Annotated in this window: 19 protein-coding genes; 6 read left to right on the forward strand and 13 right to left on the reverse strand. The window is 72.8% G+C overall.

The features are described from left to right. Both msrA and IEZ12_RS18450 read right to left on the reverse strand, forming a co-directional pair. Positions 1-475, reverse strand: a 475-nt coding sequence (gene msrA / locus IEZ12_RS18445) for a peptide-methionine (S)-S-oxide reductase MsrA (RefSeq protein WP_189272973.1), incomplete at its 3' end; no start/stop codon positions are given. A gap of 194 nt (positions 476-669) precedes the next feature. Next, entirely contained in the window at positions 670-1248 is a 579-nt protein-coding gene (locus tag IEZ12_RS18450; RefSeq protein ID WP_189272974.1) for a YbaK/EbsC family protein, read from the reverse strand. Positions 1249-1394: 146 nt separating this feature from the next. On the opposite strand from IEZ12_RS18450, the gene IEZ12_RS18455 reads away from it, so the two are divergent. Then, on the forward strand, positions 1395-2660 hold the full coding sequence (locus tag IEZ12_RS18455; RefSeq protein WP_189272975.1) for a YhgE/Pip domain-containing protein: 1266 nt from the start codon (positions 1395-1397) through the stop codon (positions 2658-2660). A 36-nt stretch (positions 2661-2696) separates the two neighbouring features. Here IEZ12_RS18455 and IEZ12_RS18460 read toward each other — a convergent pair whose 3' ends face one another. Together IEZ12_RS18460 and IEZ12_RS18465 are read right to left on the reverse strand one after the other, a co-directional pair. Continuing rightward, the gene (locus IEZ12_RS18460; protein WP_189272976.1) at positions 2697-3266 is read right to left on the reverse strand and encodes a maleylpyruvate isomerase N-terminal domain-containing protein; all 570 of its coding nucleotides are present in this window, start codon (positions 3264-3266) and stop codon (positions 2697-2699) included. A 42-nt stretch (positions 3267-3308) separates the two neighbouring features. Further along, positions 3309-3683 (reverse strand): VOC family protein, encoded by a 375-nt coding sequence (locus IEZ12_RS18465; RefSeq protein ID WP_100584215.1) that lies wholly within the window; start codon positions 3681-3683, stop codon positions 3309-3311. Positions 3684-3968: 285 nt separating this feature from the next. On the opposite strand from IEZ12_RS18465, the gene IEZ12_RS18470 reads away from it, so the two are divergent. Continuing rightward, on the forward strand, positions 3969-4694 hold the full coding sequence (locus tag IEZ12_RS18470; protein WP_189272977.1) for a class I SAM-dependent methyltransferase: 726 nt from the start codon (positions 3969-3971) through the stop codon (positions 4692-4694). Between the two features lie 120 nt (positions 4695-4814). Here IEZ12_RS18470 and IEZ12_RS18475 read toward each other — a convergent pair whose 3' ends face one another. The 7 genes from IEZ12_RS18475 to IEZ12_RS40400 form a co-directional block, all read right to left on the reverse strand. Further along, positions 4815-5222: a DUF6193 family natural product biosynthesis protein gene (locus IEZ12_RS18475; protein ID WP_189272978.1), complete on the reverse strand. Its 408-nt coding sequence runs from the start codon at positions 5220-5222 to the stop codon at positions 4815-4817. Between the two features lie 110 nt (positions 5223-5332). Continuing rightward, on the reverse strand, positions 5333-6103 hold the full coding sequence (locus IEZ12_RS18480) for a MerR family transcriptional regulator (protein WP_189272979.1): 771 nt from the start codon (positions 6101-6103) through the stop codon (positions 5333-5335). Between the two features lie 14 nt (positions 6104-6117). After that, positions 6118-6762: an alpha/beta fold hydrolase gene (locus IEZ12_RS18485; protein ID WP_189272980.1), complete on the reverse strand. Its 645-nt coding sequence runs from the start codon at positions 6760-6762 to the stop codon at positions 6118-6120. 50 nt (positions 6763-6812) lie between these two features. Further along, positions 6813-7754: a sigma-70 family RNA polymerase sigma factor gene (locus IEZ12_RS18490; protein WP_189272981.1), complete on the reverse strand. Its 942-nt coding sequence runs from the start codon at positions 7752-7754 to the stop codon at positions 6813-6815. 10 nt (positions 7755-7764) lie between these two features. Next, positions 7765-8979 (reverse strand): NAD(P)/FAD-dependent oxidoreductase, encoded by a 1215-nt coding sequence (locus IEZ12_RS18495; RefSeq protein ID WP_189272982.1) that lies wholly within the window; start codon positions 8977-8979, stop codon positions 7765-7767. A 79-nt stretch (positions 8980-9058) separates the two neighbouring features. Next, positions 9059-9616 carry an MmyB family transcriptional regulator gene (locus tag IEZ12_RS40395; RefSeq protein ID WP_308431049.1) on the reverse strand — a complete coding sequence of 186 codons (558 nt, stop codon included), beginning with the start codon at positions 9614-9616 and terminating at the stop codon, positions 9059-9061. A gap of 30 nt (positions 9617-9646) precedes the next feature. Then, a complete protein-coding gene (locus IEZ12_RS40400; RefSeq protein WP_308431050.1) occupies positions 9647-9943 on the reverse strand; it encodes a helix-turn-helix domain-containing protein in 297 nt (98 codons plus the stop codon). Positions 9944-10067: 124 nt separating this feature from the next. Between IEZ12_RS40400 and IEZ12_RS18505 the strand changes: the two genes are divergently transcribed. Further along, complete coding sequence (locus IEZ12_RS18505; RefSeq protein ID WP_189272983.1) at positions 10068-10910, forward strand: aldo/keto reductase; 843 nt, start codon at positions 10068-10070, stop codon at positions 10908-10910. Between the two features lie 638 nt (positions 10911-11548). Next, positions 11549-12259, forward strand: a complete 711-nt coding sequence (locus IEZ12_RS18510) for a hypothetical protein (protein WP_189272984.1) — start codon at positions 11549-11551, stop codon at positions 12257-12259. A gap of 15 nt (positions 12260-12274) precedes the next feature. On the opposite strand, the gene IEZ12_RS18515 is transcribed toward IEZ12_RS18510, so the two are convergent. Continuing rightward, positions 12275-12883, reverse strand: coding sequence for a TetR/AcrR family transcriptional regulator (locus tag IEZ12_RS18515; RefSeq protein WP_189272985.1), 609 nt, complete (start codon positions 12881-12883; stop codon positions 12275-12277). Between the two features lie 109 nt (positions 12884-12992). Between IEZ12_RS18515 and IEZ12_RS18520 the strand changes: the two genes are divergently transcribed. Then, on the forward strand, positions 12993-13430 hold the full coding sequence (locus IEZ12_RS18520; protein ID WP_189272986.1) for a DUF4345 domain-containing protein: 438 nt from the start codon (positions 12993-12995) through the stop codon (positions 13428-13430). Between the two features lie 96 nt (positions 13431-13526). Here IEZ12_RS18520 and IEZ12_RS18525 read toward each other — a convergent pair whose 3' ends face one another. Beyond that, the gene (locus IEZ12_RS18525) at positions 13527-13877 is read right to left on the reverse strand and encodes a 5-carboxymethyl-2-hydroxymuconate Delta-isomerase (RefSeq protein ID WP_100584227.1); all 351 of its coding nucleotides are present in this window, start codon (positions 13875-13877) and stop codon (positions 13527-13529) included. A gap of 110 nt (positions 13878-13987) precedes the next feature. Here IEZ12_RS18525 and IEZ12_RS18530 point away from each other — a divergent pair. Continuing rightward, on the forward strand, positions 13988-14676 hold a 689-nt coding region (locus IEZ12_RS18530), incomplete at its 3' end, for an SCO2583/SCO2584 N-terminal domain-containing protein (RefSeq protein WP_189273090.1).

The raw sequence follows: 14676 nt of genomic DNA on the forward strand, positions 1-14676 counted from the left end.
CGGGCCGCGGGAAGTGGCAGGTGTAGCCGTTGGGGTAGTGCTCCAGGTAGTCCTGGTGCTCGGGCTCGGCCTCCCAGAATTCGGCCACCGGTGTCACCTCGGTGACGACCTTTCCGGGCCACAGGCCGCTCGCGTCGACGTCGGCGATGGTGTCGAGCGCGGTGGCGCGCTGCTGCTCGTCGCCGTAGAAGATCGCGGAGCGGTAGCTGCTGCCGATGTCGTTGCCCTGCCGGTCCACGGTGCTCGGGTCGTGGATCTGGAAGAAGTACTCCAGCAGCGTGCGGTAGCTGATCCGCTCCGGGTCGTAGACGATCTCCAGCGCCTCGGCGTGGCCGGGGTGGTTGCGATAGGTGGCGTGCGCGTTCTCGCCGCCGGTGTAGCCGGTACGGGTCGACTGGACGCCTGGGAGCTTGCGGATCAGGTCCTGCATGCCCCAGAAGCATCCGCCGGCCAGGACAGCCCGGTCCGTGGTCATCTCGTTCTCACTCCTCGCGTGGGGTGTCCGCACCCCTGGTGCGGTGCGTGGCCCGCCCGCCCGGGCACCGCCCGGCGGGGACCATCCGGTCCAACCGCCGCCGCCCGCCCGGTGTTCCCGGCACCCGGTGTTCCCGCCGCCCGGTGTTCCCGCCGCCCGGTGTTCCCGCGGCCCGATGTTCCCGCCGCCCGGGATCAGCCGGCCAGCCCGTCCAGCACCTGCGCGCCGGGCAGTGCGGCCAGTGCCGAGCCGGGCAGGATCAGCTTGCCGCGCCGCCGTCCGCTGCCGATCAGCACCCACGGGGTGGCCGCGACGGCGGCGTCGATCAGCAGTGGCCAGTGTGCGGGCAGGCCGACGGGGGTGATGCCGCCGTACTCCATGCCGCTCTCGCCGACCGCGGTGTCCATCGGCGCGAACGAGGCCTTGCGCGCGCCGAGGTGACCGCGCACCGCCTTGTTGACGTCGAGCCGGGTGGTGGCCAGCACCACTCCGGCGGCCAGGGTGGTCTCGCCGCCGCGCTTGGCGGCGACCACCACGCAGTTCGCGGACGCCTCGACGGCGACGTCGTACGCGGCGCAGAACACGGCGGTGTCGGCGAGTTCCGGGTCGGTGTCCACGTACCGCACGGAGCGGGCGAGTTCGGCGTCCCACTGCTTCAGCGCCTCGGCCACCGGCCCGGCCAGTTCGGCGACGGCGTCCACCGCCAGCCGTACCTCGGGGAAGTTCCCGAGCGGTGCCGTGACCTGCTCGTCCGTCGATGCCTGATCGTCCATGGCGCCCACCCTAGCGAACCCTTCGGGCTGGCCCGTTGGGGTGAGCGCCGCCGGTGTCGCGGCCGCCGCGACCCGACCGCGCCCTAGCCTCGTCGGAGACCCCGGTCCGAGCGCCGGGAGGGCGTCGGGCGACTGGGTGGAGTGGCATGGCAACCGGAGTTCCCCCGCAGGCCCGCGCGGGGCAGGTGCTGCGCCGGTGGAAGCTGTGGCTGATCCCGGGGGTGCTGAGCGCGCTGGTCGCGCTGGTGCTCTCGCTGCTGTACATGGGCGGCATCCTGACCCCGTCGGAGCACCTGCACCGGATGCCGATCGCGCTGGTGGACGCGGACGCCGGCCCGCCGCTGCCCGGGCAGTCCGCGCCGCTGGGCGCACAGGTGACGGACGCGGTGGCGGCGGGGACGCCGCCGGGCCAGGTGCAGTGGCAGCGGGTGAACCGCGCGCAGGCCCAGGAGCAGCTGGCCTCGGGCCGGGTGTACGGGGCGCTGGTGGTCCCGGAGGACTTCTCCCGCACGGTGGCCGCGCTGACGACCGATCAGGCCTCGGCCCGCCCGGTGCTGTTGGCGCTGACCAATCCGGGCACGGGCTCGCTGGCGTCCTCGCTGGCGAGCCAGATCACCCAGCAGGCGGCGCACCGGTCCTCGACGGAGATCGGCAGGCAACTGACGGCCGCGGCGCCGAACGCCCCGGCGACGGCGCGGCTGCTGCTGGCCGACCCGGTGGACGTGCAGGTGCAGCAGGGGCATCCGATCGCCCGGCACACGGGGCTCGGCCTGAGCGCCTTCTACTACACGCTGCTGCTGGTGCTGGCCGGGTTCCTGAGCGCCAACCTGGTGCACAACGGGGTGGACACGGCGCTCGGCTACGCGGACAGCGAGATCGGGCCGTGGCATTCGCGCCGGCCGACGGTGCCGATCAACCGGACGCAGACCCTGCTGGTGAAGATGGGGATGACGGCGGGGCTGTCCGTCGTCACCACCACGATGATCATGCTGGCGACGATCGGCATCCTCGGCATGGACGCCCCGCACCTGCCGCTGCTCTGGGTGTTCTCGTTCGCCGCCTGCGTCACGGTGGGCCTGGGCGTGCAGGCGATCAACGCGGCCTTCGGCTCGCTCGGCCAGCTGGTGGCGATGTTCGTCTTCATCGCACTCGCCCTGCCGTCCTCCGGCGCGACGATCCCGCTCCAGGCCACCCCGTCCTTCTACCGCTTCCTCGGCGCGTTCGAGCCGATGCGGCAGGTCGCGGGCGGGGTGCGGGCGATCCTGTACTTCGACGCGCAGGCGGACGCGGGACTGACCCGCGCCTGGGTGATGATCGCGGTGGGGTTCGTGGTGGCGCTGGTGTTCGGCTTCGCGATGACCTCCTACTACGACCGCAAGGGTCTCCACCGCATGGTCCCGACGCCCTCCTGACGATCCCGTCTGCGCTCGCCGTCCGGCCCTGCCGGATCAGGCGGGCAGCGCCGCCTTCCAGCCCCAGGACTCGCGCCGGGCCAGGCCCGGCAGTTCGCCGCGCCCGGTGCACCACAGCAGCACCCGGACCGGGTCGCCGGCCGGCGCGTCGGGGAACAGCCGGGCCAGCACGGCGGCGTACAGGGCGGGCGGCGGGGTCCGGTCGAGGCCGAGGCCGGTGGCGATGTCGTGGGTGTGCAGCAGGATCTCGGCGACGCCCATCGCGGCGAAGCCACTGGGGTCCGCCGGGCCCCAGTGCCAGGCCCGCACGGCGGGGTCGGCGGCGGCCAGCGCAAGTGCGAGGAGTTCGCCGCAGGCCAGCGCGATCTGCAGCGTGGTGGCGGGGTCGGTGCCCGGACGGACCGTCAGGTCGAAGGGCAGGTAGCGGTCGGCGGGACGGGCCGCCAACTGGCCGGCGTAGGCGAGCAGGTCGTGGCCGATGTGCGCCAGGGTCTCCTGGCACGACCACTCCAGCCCGCCGGCCGGAACGCTCCAGTCGGCGTCCAGCTGCGGGGCGACGGTGAGTTGCAGCTCCGCGAGGGCTGCGCGCAGATCCTGATGGTCCATCGGCTCATCCTCGCATCCGCGCCGCCGACCGCCTGCACCGTTTTACAAGTAGGGCCGGGTGATCAGTTCCAGGCCGTGGCCGGCCGGGTCGAGCAGGTAGACGCCGCGCCCGCCGTGCTCGGTGTTGGTCTCGCCGGGGCGCTTCATCTGCGGGTCGGCCCAGTGCGGGATCCCGCGCTCGCACAGCAGCGCGTAGGCACGGTCGAAGTGCTCGTCGTCGACCAGGAACGCGTAGTGGTGGCTCTGGATCTCCACCGGCGGCTCGGCGAACTGGAGCAGCACGCCGTCGGCCAGCGTCAGATTGGTGAACGGCCCCCAGGACGGGGCCTGTTCGGCCTCCAGCAGCTCGCGGTAGAAGCGCGCGGAGACGACGCGGTCGGTGGCGGGGATGATGGTGTGGTTGAAAGCGGCGGGCATGGCTTCGGGTGAACCTCGTTCCGGGTCGGGGGTGTTGAAGACGGCCTGGTCGGTCTGGGAGAAGAACTGCTCCCAGGACCGGGCGGTCCCCGAACCGACGGGCGCCCCGAGGGCGCCCGGGGCGGCGTCAGCCGCCCACCGGGTCACCGATCCGTGCGTGGCTCATGGCCGTTCCGGTGTTCACCCGCACACCGTATGCAACGCCCGTCCCGGCAGCAACGGGTTTTCCGGACTCCGGGCGAAAACCCGAGGTGCCCGACCGCCCGCCGGACGTACCCTCGCCCCATGGCCGACGAGTGCTTCACCGATCCCCGACTGGCCGCGCTCTACGACGCGTTGGACCCGGACCGCTCCGACCTGCTCCCCTACCTCCGCCTGGCCGCCGAGCTCGACGCGCGCAGCGTCCTCGATCTGGGCTGCGGCACCGGCGTGTTCGCCCTGCTGCTCGCGGAGCGCGGCATCGAGGTGACAGGAGTGGACCCGGCGGCGGCGTCCGTCGCGGTGGCCCGGGCCAAGCCGGGCGGCGACGGCGTTCGCTGGATCTGCGGCGACGCGACCGAACTGCCCCCGCTGCAGGTCGACCTGGTCACCATGACGGCCAACGTCGCCCAGGCGATCACCGACCCCGCGCACTGGCTCGCCACCCTGCGGGGCGTCCACGCGGCGCTGCGCCCGGGCGGCCACCTGGTGTTCGAGACCCGCGACCCGTCCCGTCGCGCCTGGGAGAGCTGGACCCGGGACGCCACCCACCAGATCGCCGACCTGCCGGAGGTCGGCCGGGTGGAGGCCTGGCTGAGCCTGCTGGGCGTCACCGGCCCACTGGTGACCTTCCGTTCGCACTACGTCTTCGCCTCGGACGGAGCACACCTCACCTCCGACTCCACGCTGCGCTTCCGCGAGCACGACGAGCTGGCCGCCGACCTTCGAGCCGCCGGCTTCGACCTCCGCGAGGTCCGCGACGCACCCGACCGCCCGGGCCGCGAGTTCGTCCTCCTGGCCCGCCGCCCCTGACGGCCCGTCAGCCGAGCCAGGAAGACGAACTCGTCGGCGTGCGCCCGGGCCTCCTCGTTCTCCGCGTCGGCGCGCTCCCGGACGGTGATCCAGCCGTGGTACTCGAACATGCCGGGCAGACTACCCGTCGGCCCACGGCCGCAACGGAGTGCCCAGTGTCACCGGACCGAGGTCGGGCGGGAGTTCACGGACGGCGCACGCCACGGCCTCGCGCGCGGTGGCGAACCGGCCGAGGTTGGGGACGACGATGCCGGTGCCCACCTCGAACACGCCGTCGCCGGCCACCGACAAGACCGGCCCGACGACGGACATCGCGGGCCCGGTGGTGGCGGAGAAGCGCAGCGCCCAATGGCTGGTGAAGGGGTACAGGGCGTGCAGCGCCGGCTCGGCGTGCGCGGCTTCGACCAGCTGTCGGTAGGCCGCGGCCCAGGGCAGTTCCAGTGCGGCTGCCTCCGCGCGCAGGCGTTGCCAGGCGTGCTCCGTCAGTTGGGCGGCGGAGAGTTCGGCGGGGTTCGGTGAGTCGGGCACGGCGCCGATTGTTCCCGATCCAGGACGACCCGCGAACAGCGGAGCACCCCGCCGCCCCGACCCGCAGGTCACGGGCCCCATGGCGGGTCGGCTCGGTCGGCGGGCGGCCGTCAGGGCAGTTCGGTGCCGGCCGCGCGCAGTTTCTGCTGGATCAGCGCGGTGAGCCCGGCCCAGCCGGGGCGGTCGTCCTCCCCGTGGTGGGTGAGCAGGTCGCGCCGGGTGGCGGCGTCGTCCGTCTCCCGAAGACCCGTCAAGGTGGGCAGCAGGGAGGGGTCGGCGAGGAAGTGCCGCGCCATCTCCTCGGCGAGTTCCTCGATCCGGGGGTCGGTGGCGGGCCAGTTGCCGGCGCTCCAGGTGAGTTTGATCAGGGCGACGTGCCGGGGGTCGTCGAGGCCGTGCTCGATCTGCGCAAGGTAGTCGTCGAAGCCTTCCGGCATCAGGGCACGGACCAGGATCAGGCCCTCCCGGGCGGTGGTCACGTCCTCGGCGGAGAAGCCCAGTCCGGGCATCCGGTCGAGGATGGCGCACGCCCGGTCGGACAGCAGCACCCGGTCGCCGGTGGTCAGGCGGCGCAACGTGGCGCGGCGGGCGGTCAGTTCCTCGATCCGCCGGGTGAGGTTCTCCTCGACCCGGTCGAGCGCGGTCGTGAAGTCCGCTCCCTCGGCGTCCAGGATCGGGCCGATCTCGGCCCGTGGGACGCCCGCCCCGGCCAGAGTGCGGACCTGGACCAGGCGCAGCAGTTCGGCGGTGCCGTAGCGCCGGTAGCCGGAGCTGTCGCGGCGGGGTTCCTCGACCAGGCCGCTGCGGTGGTAGACCCGGATGGTCTTCACCGTGATGCCGGCGAACGCGGCGGCCCGGCCGATGGTGATCCCGTCTGTCATCCCGTCGGAGAACCTCACTGCGCGACCTCCTGACAAACCCCGCCCGCGCGGACCTCGCGGACCTCGCAGACCTCCCGGACGGCGGTGGCGATCGCCCGGAAGTCCTTGCGCACGACGGTGGTGTGCTTGCTCGGCACGGTGGCACTGACCTGCACGTGCGGATTGCGGGCGAGGATCGGGTCGAGGGTGGCGCGCATCGCCGTCAGCCCTTCCTCGGTGCCGCCGAGGCCGGCGCCGGTAGCCAGGTAGTCCCAGGGGTAGCCGCCGTCGACCATCACCGCGCCGGCCGTCCGGTCCGGGTTGCGGGTGCTCCGGTGCAGGGCCAGTGCCGCGCCGTAGGACCAGCCGACCAGCAGCGGCCGCCGCACCCCGGTGGCGTCCAGTACGGCGTCGATGTCGCGCAGGCAGGCCGCGAACGAGTAGTCGGCGGACTGCCCCGAGCGGCCGCGGGCGCGTTCGTCGAAGGTGATGTGCCGGTAGCCGTCGCCGAGTTCGGCGATGACGTGCCGCCAGTTCCGCTGCGTGGCGTAGGAGCCGTTGAGGTAGACCACGGGCTGCCCGGGGCCGCCGGTGTCGGTGACGGCCAGCGCCGTGTCCTCCACCGGAACCGATCCGGACCAGGCAGCCTTGTGGGACGTCGTGTTCGCGTTCTCCGTCATGCCTTCAGCGTCGGGCTTGACCTCGGGTCAAGGTCAAGCCCGGCCTCCTGTCACCAGGCGGCGGCCACTGGCGGCACGACGTCGAGCCGCTGCCAGGCCGCGTCGATCCGGGCCAGCCGGTCCGCTGCGGCGATTCCGCACAGGCGGGCGACCTTGCCGTCGCGCAGTTCCAGCACCACGACGCCCCGCACCCGGCCGTTGACCACCGCGACCACCGCCGGCGCGCCGTTGACCTGCGCGATGTGCAGCACGGGCGCACCGCCGGCCAGCCGGATCTTGGCAGGGGTGGGCCGGAAGCCGGCCCGCGCGGCCGTGGCGATCTGCTCCCGGCCGGTGAACCGCAGCAGCCGCTTCGCCAGCCCGGCGCCGTCCGAGACCATGGCGGCGTCGTCGGTGAGCATCGCCACCAGCTGGTCGACCCGCCCGGAGGCGGCGGCGCTCAGGAACTCCTCGACCACCCGGCGCGCGGCCGCCGGGTCGGTCTCCGCGCCACCGCCGCGGTGTTCGGCGGCGACCCGGCGGCGGGCCCGGTGGACGTGCTGCTGGCTCGCGGCCTCGCTGATGTCGAGCATCCCGGCGATCTCGGCGTGCCGGTAGGAGAACGCCTCGCGCAGCACGTACGCGGCCCGTTCGACCGGCGTGAGGCGCTGCATCACCGTCAGCACGGCCAGCGACACCGACTCGCGCTGTTCGAAGGTGTCGGCGGGGCCGAGCATCGGATCGCCCTGCAGCAGCGGCTCGGGCAGCAGGTCGCCGACGGGTTGCTCGTGCCGGGCGCGGGCCGAACGGAGCTGGTCCAGGCAGAGGTTGGTGACCACCCGGGTCAACCATGCCTCGGGCACCTCGATGCGGTCGCGATCGGCGGCCTGCCAGCGCAGGAACGCGTCCTGCACGGCGTCCTCGGCATCGGCGGCCGAGCCCAGCAGACGGTACGCCAGCGAGGCCAGCCGGCCCCGGCTGGCCTCGAAGCGGTCGACGGCGACGCTGTCCATGCACAGCAACTTAGGCGGCGCTCCGCACGGACTTCGGCGCGGGGGCCTGCGTGGGGCGCTGCGCGAGGACGGTTGCCAGGTGGCGCCTGCGCTTGGGCAGGCCGTAGGTCGGGTGGGCGATGGTCCACACGGAGCCCTTCAGGACGCCCGCCTTGAACTGCACCGCGGTCCGGCCGCCCAGGTACCAGGACTTGGAGCGGACCTCGCCGTCCACCATCTGCACGAGCGCGTCCCGCTGCCCGAGGCTGATGTGGTTGCCGTAGTACTTCAGCCCGGAGACCGGGACCTCACGGCCCGTCAGCCGCGCGATGATCGCGGAGGTGGCCTGGAGGGCGGTGAGGCCGGCCGACGCGCAGGACATCGGCAGCGGGCGGCCGTTCACGCCGATCGCGTGGGCGCTGTCCCCGGCGACATAGATGTCGGGGTGCGAGACGGAGCGCATGGTGCGGTCGACCGCGATCCGGCCGTCCGCCGCGACCTCCAGGCCGCTCGCCGCAGCCAGCGGATTCACCGCGAAACCGGCCGTCCAGACGGTGACTTCGGCGGGCAGCGCGCTGCCGCCGGCGGCGATCGCCCGGCCGGGCTCGACGGCCTCGACGGCGGTGTGCTCGTGGACGGTGATGCCGAGCCGCGCGTAGGACCGGCGCAGGTACCGGCGGGCCTTCGGGGAGAGCCAGGCGCCGAGTTCGCCGCGGGCGGCGAGCGCCACCTTCAGGTCAGGACGGGCCTCGGCGATCTCGGCGGCGGTCTCGATGCCGGTCAGGCCCTCCCCCACCACCAGCACGGTGCCGCCCGCGCCGAGCTCGGTCAGCCGTTCGCGCAGCCGCACCGCCGAGGGCAGGCCGGCGACGTCGTACCCGTGCTCGGCCACGCCGGGGACGCCGTGCCGGTCCACGGTGCTGCCGAGCGCGTACAGCAGGGTGTCGTACTCGAGTTCGTCGTCGCCGTCCTCGCCGGTGACGGCGGCGGTCCGGCGCTCGGGGTCCAGGCCGGTGACGCGGGCCACCCGCACCCGCACGCCGGTGTCCGCGAACATCTCGGTGAGCGGGCGGAATTCGACCCGGTGGCCGCTGGCGAGCTGGTGCATCCGCATCCGCTCGACGAACTCGGGGGCGGCGTTGACCACGGTGATCTCGATGTCGTCGGCGGACAGCCTGCGGGCCAGGTTTCCGGCGGCGAAGGCTCCGGCGTAGCCGGCGCCGAGGACGACGATGCGGTGCCTCATGAGGGTGCTCCTTCTGGTTCGCGTGCCCTCTGAACGGGGCGGCGCACCGATTGCTGACAGCATCCCGATGTGACGCCGCTCACCCCGACGGCGCGTCGAGCCGCTTCTCCCGACCGGCCGTTGCGGACCAACTGGCGAGCAGGGTGAGCGCGTCGGTGGCGGCGCTGCCCGGCGCGGCGCCGTAGACGACCACGCTCAGCCTGTCGTCACCCGGGAGCAGCATGCTCTCGTGGTCGAGCTCCAGCTCACCGACCACCGGGTGCCGGAAGCGTTTGACGCCCTGCCGGAAGACGTGCACGTCACGGGCACCCCAAAAGCTGCGGAACTCTTCGCTGCGGGTGGACAGTTCACCTCTCAGCCGGATCAGCTCCGGGTCGTGCGGGTTCTTGCCCGCGGCGACCCGCAGCACGCCGACCGCGTCGCGCGTGACGCGTTCCCGGTCGACGTAGAACCGGCGGGAGGCGGGGTCGAGGAAGGCGAAGCGGGCGGTGTTCGGCGAACGGGTCGGGTCTGCGAACATCGGGGCGAACAGCGCCCGGCCGAGCGGGTTGGCGGCCAGCGCGTCGAGGCGGTCGTTGGTCACGAAGGCCGGCAGGTCCGGCATGCCCTCGATGATCCGCCGCACGCTAGGCCGCACCGCCGACGCAGCGTCACCTCGCGCTGCCCGTCACTGAGTTGCCGGGCCGCCGGCGGCACGGGCCAGGTCGTACAGGTGCATGCGTTCGGTGTCGTCCAGGCGCAGCGCCAGCGCGACGGCGTCCAGGACACTGCCGGAGACGCCCTTCAGGTTGCCGCGCTCCAGCCGGGTGCAGTACTCGACGCTGACCCCGGCGAGCATCGCGACCTCACCGCGGCGCAGCCCCGCCACCCGCCGCAGGCCGTACACCGGCAGCCCCGCCTGCTCGGGGGTGATCCGGTCGCGGCGGGAGCGCAGGAACGCGGCGGCTTCTTCCCGGTTGTCCATGCCCGCCAGCCTAGGCAGCCTCCGCCCGCGGTGAGGGTCCCTGCCAGTACCCCTCACGACGCGGCCTCCCACCGCACGGCTGCCCGGAGTTGGCTGAGCCGCACCACCGAACCGAGGAGAGACGATGGAATTCATCACCCTGAACAACGGCGTGCAGCCGCCGGGCATCGGCCTGGGCGTCTTCCGGATGACCGCCGAGGAGGTCGCCCGGACCGTCCCCGCCGCGCTCGACGCCGGCTACCGGCTGATCGACACGGCGTCCCGCTACTACAACGAGAAGGCCGTCGGCGCGGCCCTGCGGTCCCACGGCATTCCGCGCGACGAGGTGTTCGTGACCACCAAGCTGTGGTTCAAGGACTACGGCTACGAGAAGACCAGGCGGGCGTTCGAGATCTCCCTCGACAACCTGGGCCTCGACCACCTCGACCTGTATCTGATGCACCAGCCGTTCAACGACTACTACGGGGCCTGGCGGGCCATGGAGGAACTCCTCGACAAGGGCCGCGTCCGGGCCATCGGCGTCTCCAACCTCTACTCCGACCGCTACCTCGACCTGATCACCCATCACCGCGTCGTGCCCGCCGTCAACCAGCGCGAGGTCCACCCGTTCCACCAGCAGGACGAGGCCAAGGCCGTGCAGGACCGGCACGGCACCGTCCTCCAGGCCTGGGGCCCACTCGCCCAGGGCAACCCCGATCTGTACTCCCACCCCGTCCTCCAGCACATCGCCGCCACCCACGGCAGGTCGATCCCGCAGATCGTGCTGCGCTGGCTGCTCCAGCGCGTCATCCCCCTGGTCGCCAAGAGCACCGACCCCGCACGGCTGCGCCAGAACCTCGCCGTCTTCGACTTCCGGCTCACCGCCGACGAGATGACCGCCATCGCCCAACTCGACCGCGGCCGACCCGGCCTGGGCTTCACCCACCAGGACCCGGGGATGCTCGAACTCCTCCTGAAGTACGCGTAGCACCGACTCGCTTGCTGTGCGGCGCGGCTCTTCGATACGGTCGAAGGTTTTCGACTGCGACCGACCGACGTGACCGAGCGAAGAGCGGAGCCTCACCGGTGTACTACTGGAACCCGCCGGTTGATCGCCGAGCACCCTCTCCCGGACGGCTTCGGCGGGTGCCGGGAGGACTGCAATCGGCGCAACCGGCCCAATCTGCGGCGCCGGTACCGAGGGCAGACAACCGGTCCGCCAGGACACGCCCCTCCACCTCGCCCACGACGACGACCACGAGCCGCTGGACAAGCGGGAGTTCCTCCACCGCCGGCCGGCCCCACCTGGCGCACACCCACGACCTGCCGAGCGGCCGCGTCTTCGGTCGCGGCGGTCTCGCCGTGGACGGCGACGAGCACGGGACCGTCCCGGCGGTACGCGAGCGGCGGCAGGACCGAGGCCGGATCCGCGCACGGGCCGACCCGGTCGCCACCGCCGGTCGGACGCCCGGGGCGTGTACGCGTCGCACCACCGGGACGCCCCCGCGGATTTCACGCCCACCTCGTCCACCTCGGCCACGGGCTGGAAGAGCACCTTCCCGGCCACCTCCTCCGGCTCGCCGGGCGACGCACCACCGCCACCGACTCCGCTACCCGGGAACCTCCATGACGCCGAATCACCAGTCCCGACCGATCCCGCCCGACACCCTCCTCGCCGGCTGGTTCGTGGCCGTCCCCGAGCCAATGAAGGGCGGGAACCTGCCCCCGACCGAGCGACTGACCACCGCCTCCGCCTGCCTGATCGACCAACTCCCCGAGGACGACAGCTGGTTCGCCACCGCCGAGGAGGCCCGCGCGGCCTGCGCGCTGCTCCCGGTACCGGCCGCGGCCCGCCTGTACGCCCTGCTGATCCCCGCCGACCACGTCGCCGGCTTCGTCGCCGACATCCGTGCCTCCGGCATGCACCAACCGGTCCTGCTCGCCCACCTCGACGAGAACCGTCGCGCACCCGCCCCACAACCGACCGAAGGCGGGACCGGACTCGGCTGGGAGGTGATCGGCTATGACATGGGATGGGTGCACACCTGGCTCTGCAACGACCTCTACTCCGACGCCGTTCGCGAGCTCGGGGTGCACACCGACGACCGTGGCCTGCTCCCCGACCGCCACTCCGCCGAACGCGTCGCCGCCTGGGCCAACGTACGCAACGACACCAAGCCCGTCACCTGGGTACCGGCCCGACTGATCGAGTGGGACACCCCGCTGGAGGGCCTCCCCGCACCGGCCGCCAGCGCCCGCGATGTCCCCGCATCGCCGTCCCGCCTGCGCGGCCTCTTCCACCGCTCGGCGGAGCTGGGTACGGCCGGCCCGCCGTGACCTCTCCGCGCATGCTCAGCGGGGCCAGTCCGGAGCGGGGTCCTTGTCGAGCAGGGGCCTGATCGCGCCCAGCACCGCGCCGATGCACACGTCGCGCAGTTCGACCCTGGTGCAGTTCGGTTTGATCAGCCAGTCGACGCACAGGACTTGGACGAACACCAGCCAACTCTTCAGGACTCCCGACACGGCCTCCCGGGTCCGACCGTCGGTGGGCGGGAGCACGCCGAGCAGCCGCTCGCGCAGGGCGTCGAGCTCGTCGGCCATGATCGTCTGTACCAGCCGGTCGCCGGCCAGCACCCGGTTCGCCGCCAGCACGGTGTTGCGATTCTCCGCGAAGTACTCGATGTGCGCGTCCAGCCCCTCGGTGAGCTGCTCGACCAGCGAGTCGGCAGGGTCGAACCGGGTCTTGGCGAGGAGCTGCTCGGCGACCTGCTGGTACAGCGCCGCGAACAGGTCGCGCTTGCTCGGGAAGTGCCGGTAGAGCAGCGCACGGGAGACACCGGCGCGCTCGGCGACATCCTCCATGAGCACCTCGTCGTACGCGTGCGCGGCGAAGAACTGTGCGGCGACGGCGAGAAGTTGGGCGCGGCGGTCGGCCGGACTGAGTCGTTGACGGGGAGGCATCCGTTCATGCTACTTGACACGCGTCTACTAACGGCGCGTAGCCTGACACCACTGGTTGACACATGTCTACTAGCGCCGATCGGCGCTACTGACCGGGGGTGGCACTGTCATGACCAAGGTCGAGGCACTACGGGGGCTCATGCTGGCCATGGGGTACGCCTGCACGGCGATCGGACTGTTCCACGTCCTGCTCGGCAACGCCGCGATCCCTGGCGAGAGTTCGGCCGACGCGACCGTGGACAGCCTCGGCCGGTTCTTCGGCGCGGTCTTCGCCGGCTACGGCCTCGCCTGGCTCCACGCGGCCCGACAGACTCCGATCCGCGCGACTTCCGTACGCCTGCTGGCCGGCATCCTGCTCCTGGGCGCCGTCGGGCGGATCCTCTCACTCGCCGTTCACGGCTGGCCGCACTGGTTCCAATTGGCCCTGACCGTCAGCGAACTGGCCTTGCCGCCCCTGTTCCTCCGGCTCGCCCGCGCCGCCGAACAGCCGCCCCGCCCGGCCGGAACCGACCCCCTGCACCTCGATGAATCCTCGCCCGGCCTCTGACGGCGACTCAGCCCTCTCCCGCTCGACCGGTCTCCCCCGAGGCCGAGACGAATCACTCCGTCCTGGCCCCGGGCAGGCGCCCCTCCCCTGACCGGCTCAGTGCCCGGCGTGGTGGACGAACACGTAGGTCTCCCGCTCCAGCTCGCTCACCTGGACGCAGAACGCGGCCGGCACCCGAATGTGCGAGCGCAGCAGATCGGTGACCCGCACGGACAGCTCGCTGCGGGCCTCGACGCTCCGCCCGGCCAGAATCTTGATCTCGACGAGTACGACCGCCTCGCCCGACGAACCGTCACCGACCAGGTGAGTGGCGGCCGGTCGCACCAGCGTCTTGCAGTCGGCCGTGGCGGTGTCGATCACCTCGGGGATCAGCTGGTGGACCTCCTTGGCGAACGCCGTCGCGTCGAAGTCGATGCCGGGCGAGTGGTCGATCAGGATCTGCGGCATGGCGAGCGTCCTCCTGGACGTGCGGCAGCCCGGGGCCCTCCCGGGGACGGCGGCGTCCGTGATCGAAAACATAGCCCCGCAATGTCCTCGGCGGCAGGCATACTGGCGCAATGTCCGACCATCGCCCGCCCGATGCCATCGAGCCGCCGGACCCGTTCGAAGGTCTGGTCCTGGACGAGGAGTTCGTCCGCTCCGCCACCGTGAGCGAGCCGTCCGCGCGGGCCCGAATGCTGGCCGAACGCTGGCGCCACGAGCCGCCGGTCGACCCGGGCGGCCGCCGCTGGTCGCCGGGCACGGCCGCCTCGGCCCGCGGCGGACGGGCCCGTCGCCGCTTCCACCCCCCGTTCCGCAGCCGGTCCCCGCGCCCCGACCAGGACCAACGCCCCTACCCCACCGGCCGCTTCGGACGGCTGCGCCGGTTCGGCTCGCTCAGCCGGGGCGAGCAGTGGACGGTGGCGCTCGGGCTGCTGATCGTCCTGCTGGTGGTCGGCGGGGTGCTGTTCGAACCGCAGCGCGCCCACACCCCGCAACTGGCCCGCGCGGGCCGCGGCCCCGGCAGCCCCGCTCCGTCCACGGACCGTGCGCTGCCCGGCGGCGGCGTGTTCACCGGCAGCCGGTGCGGAACGCGCGGCTACCACCGCTTCCCGACCGCGCCCGCCGAGCTCACCGTCGACGGATCGCCAGGACCGGCCCTGCTGCTGTCCGCCTACGGCTACCAGCGTCTCGGCGCCGACCGGCCCGGCGAGTTCGTCCTCGACCTTCGACTCAGCTCCGGCTCCACGACGCCGCTGGCACTGTC

This window comes from Kitasatospora griseola, from assembly GCF_014648555.1.
GTDB classification, from domain to species: domain Bacteria; phylum Actinomycetota; class Actinomycetes; order Streptomycetales; family Streptomycetaceae; genus Kitasatospora; species Kitasatospora griseola.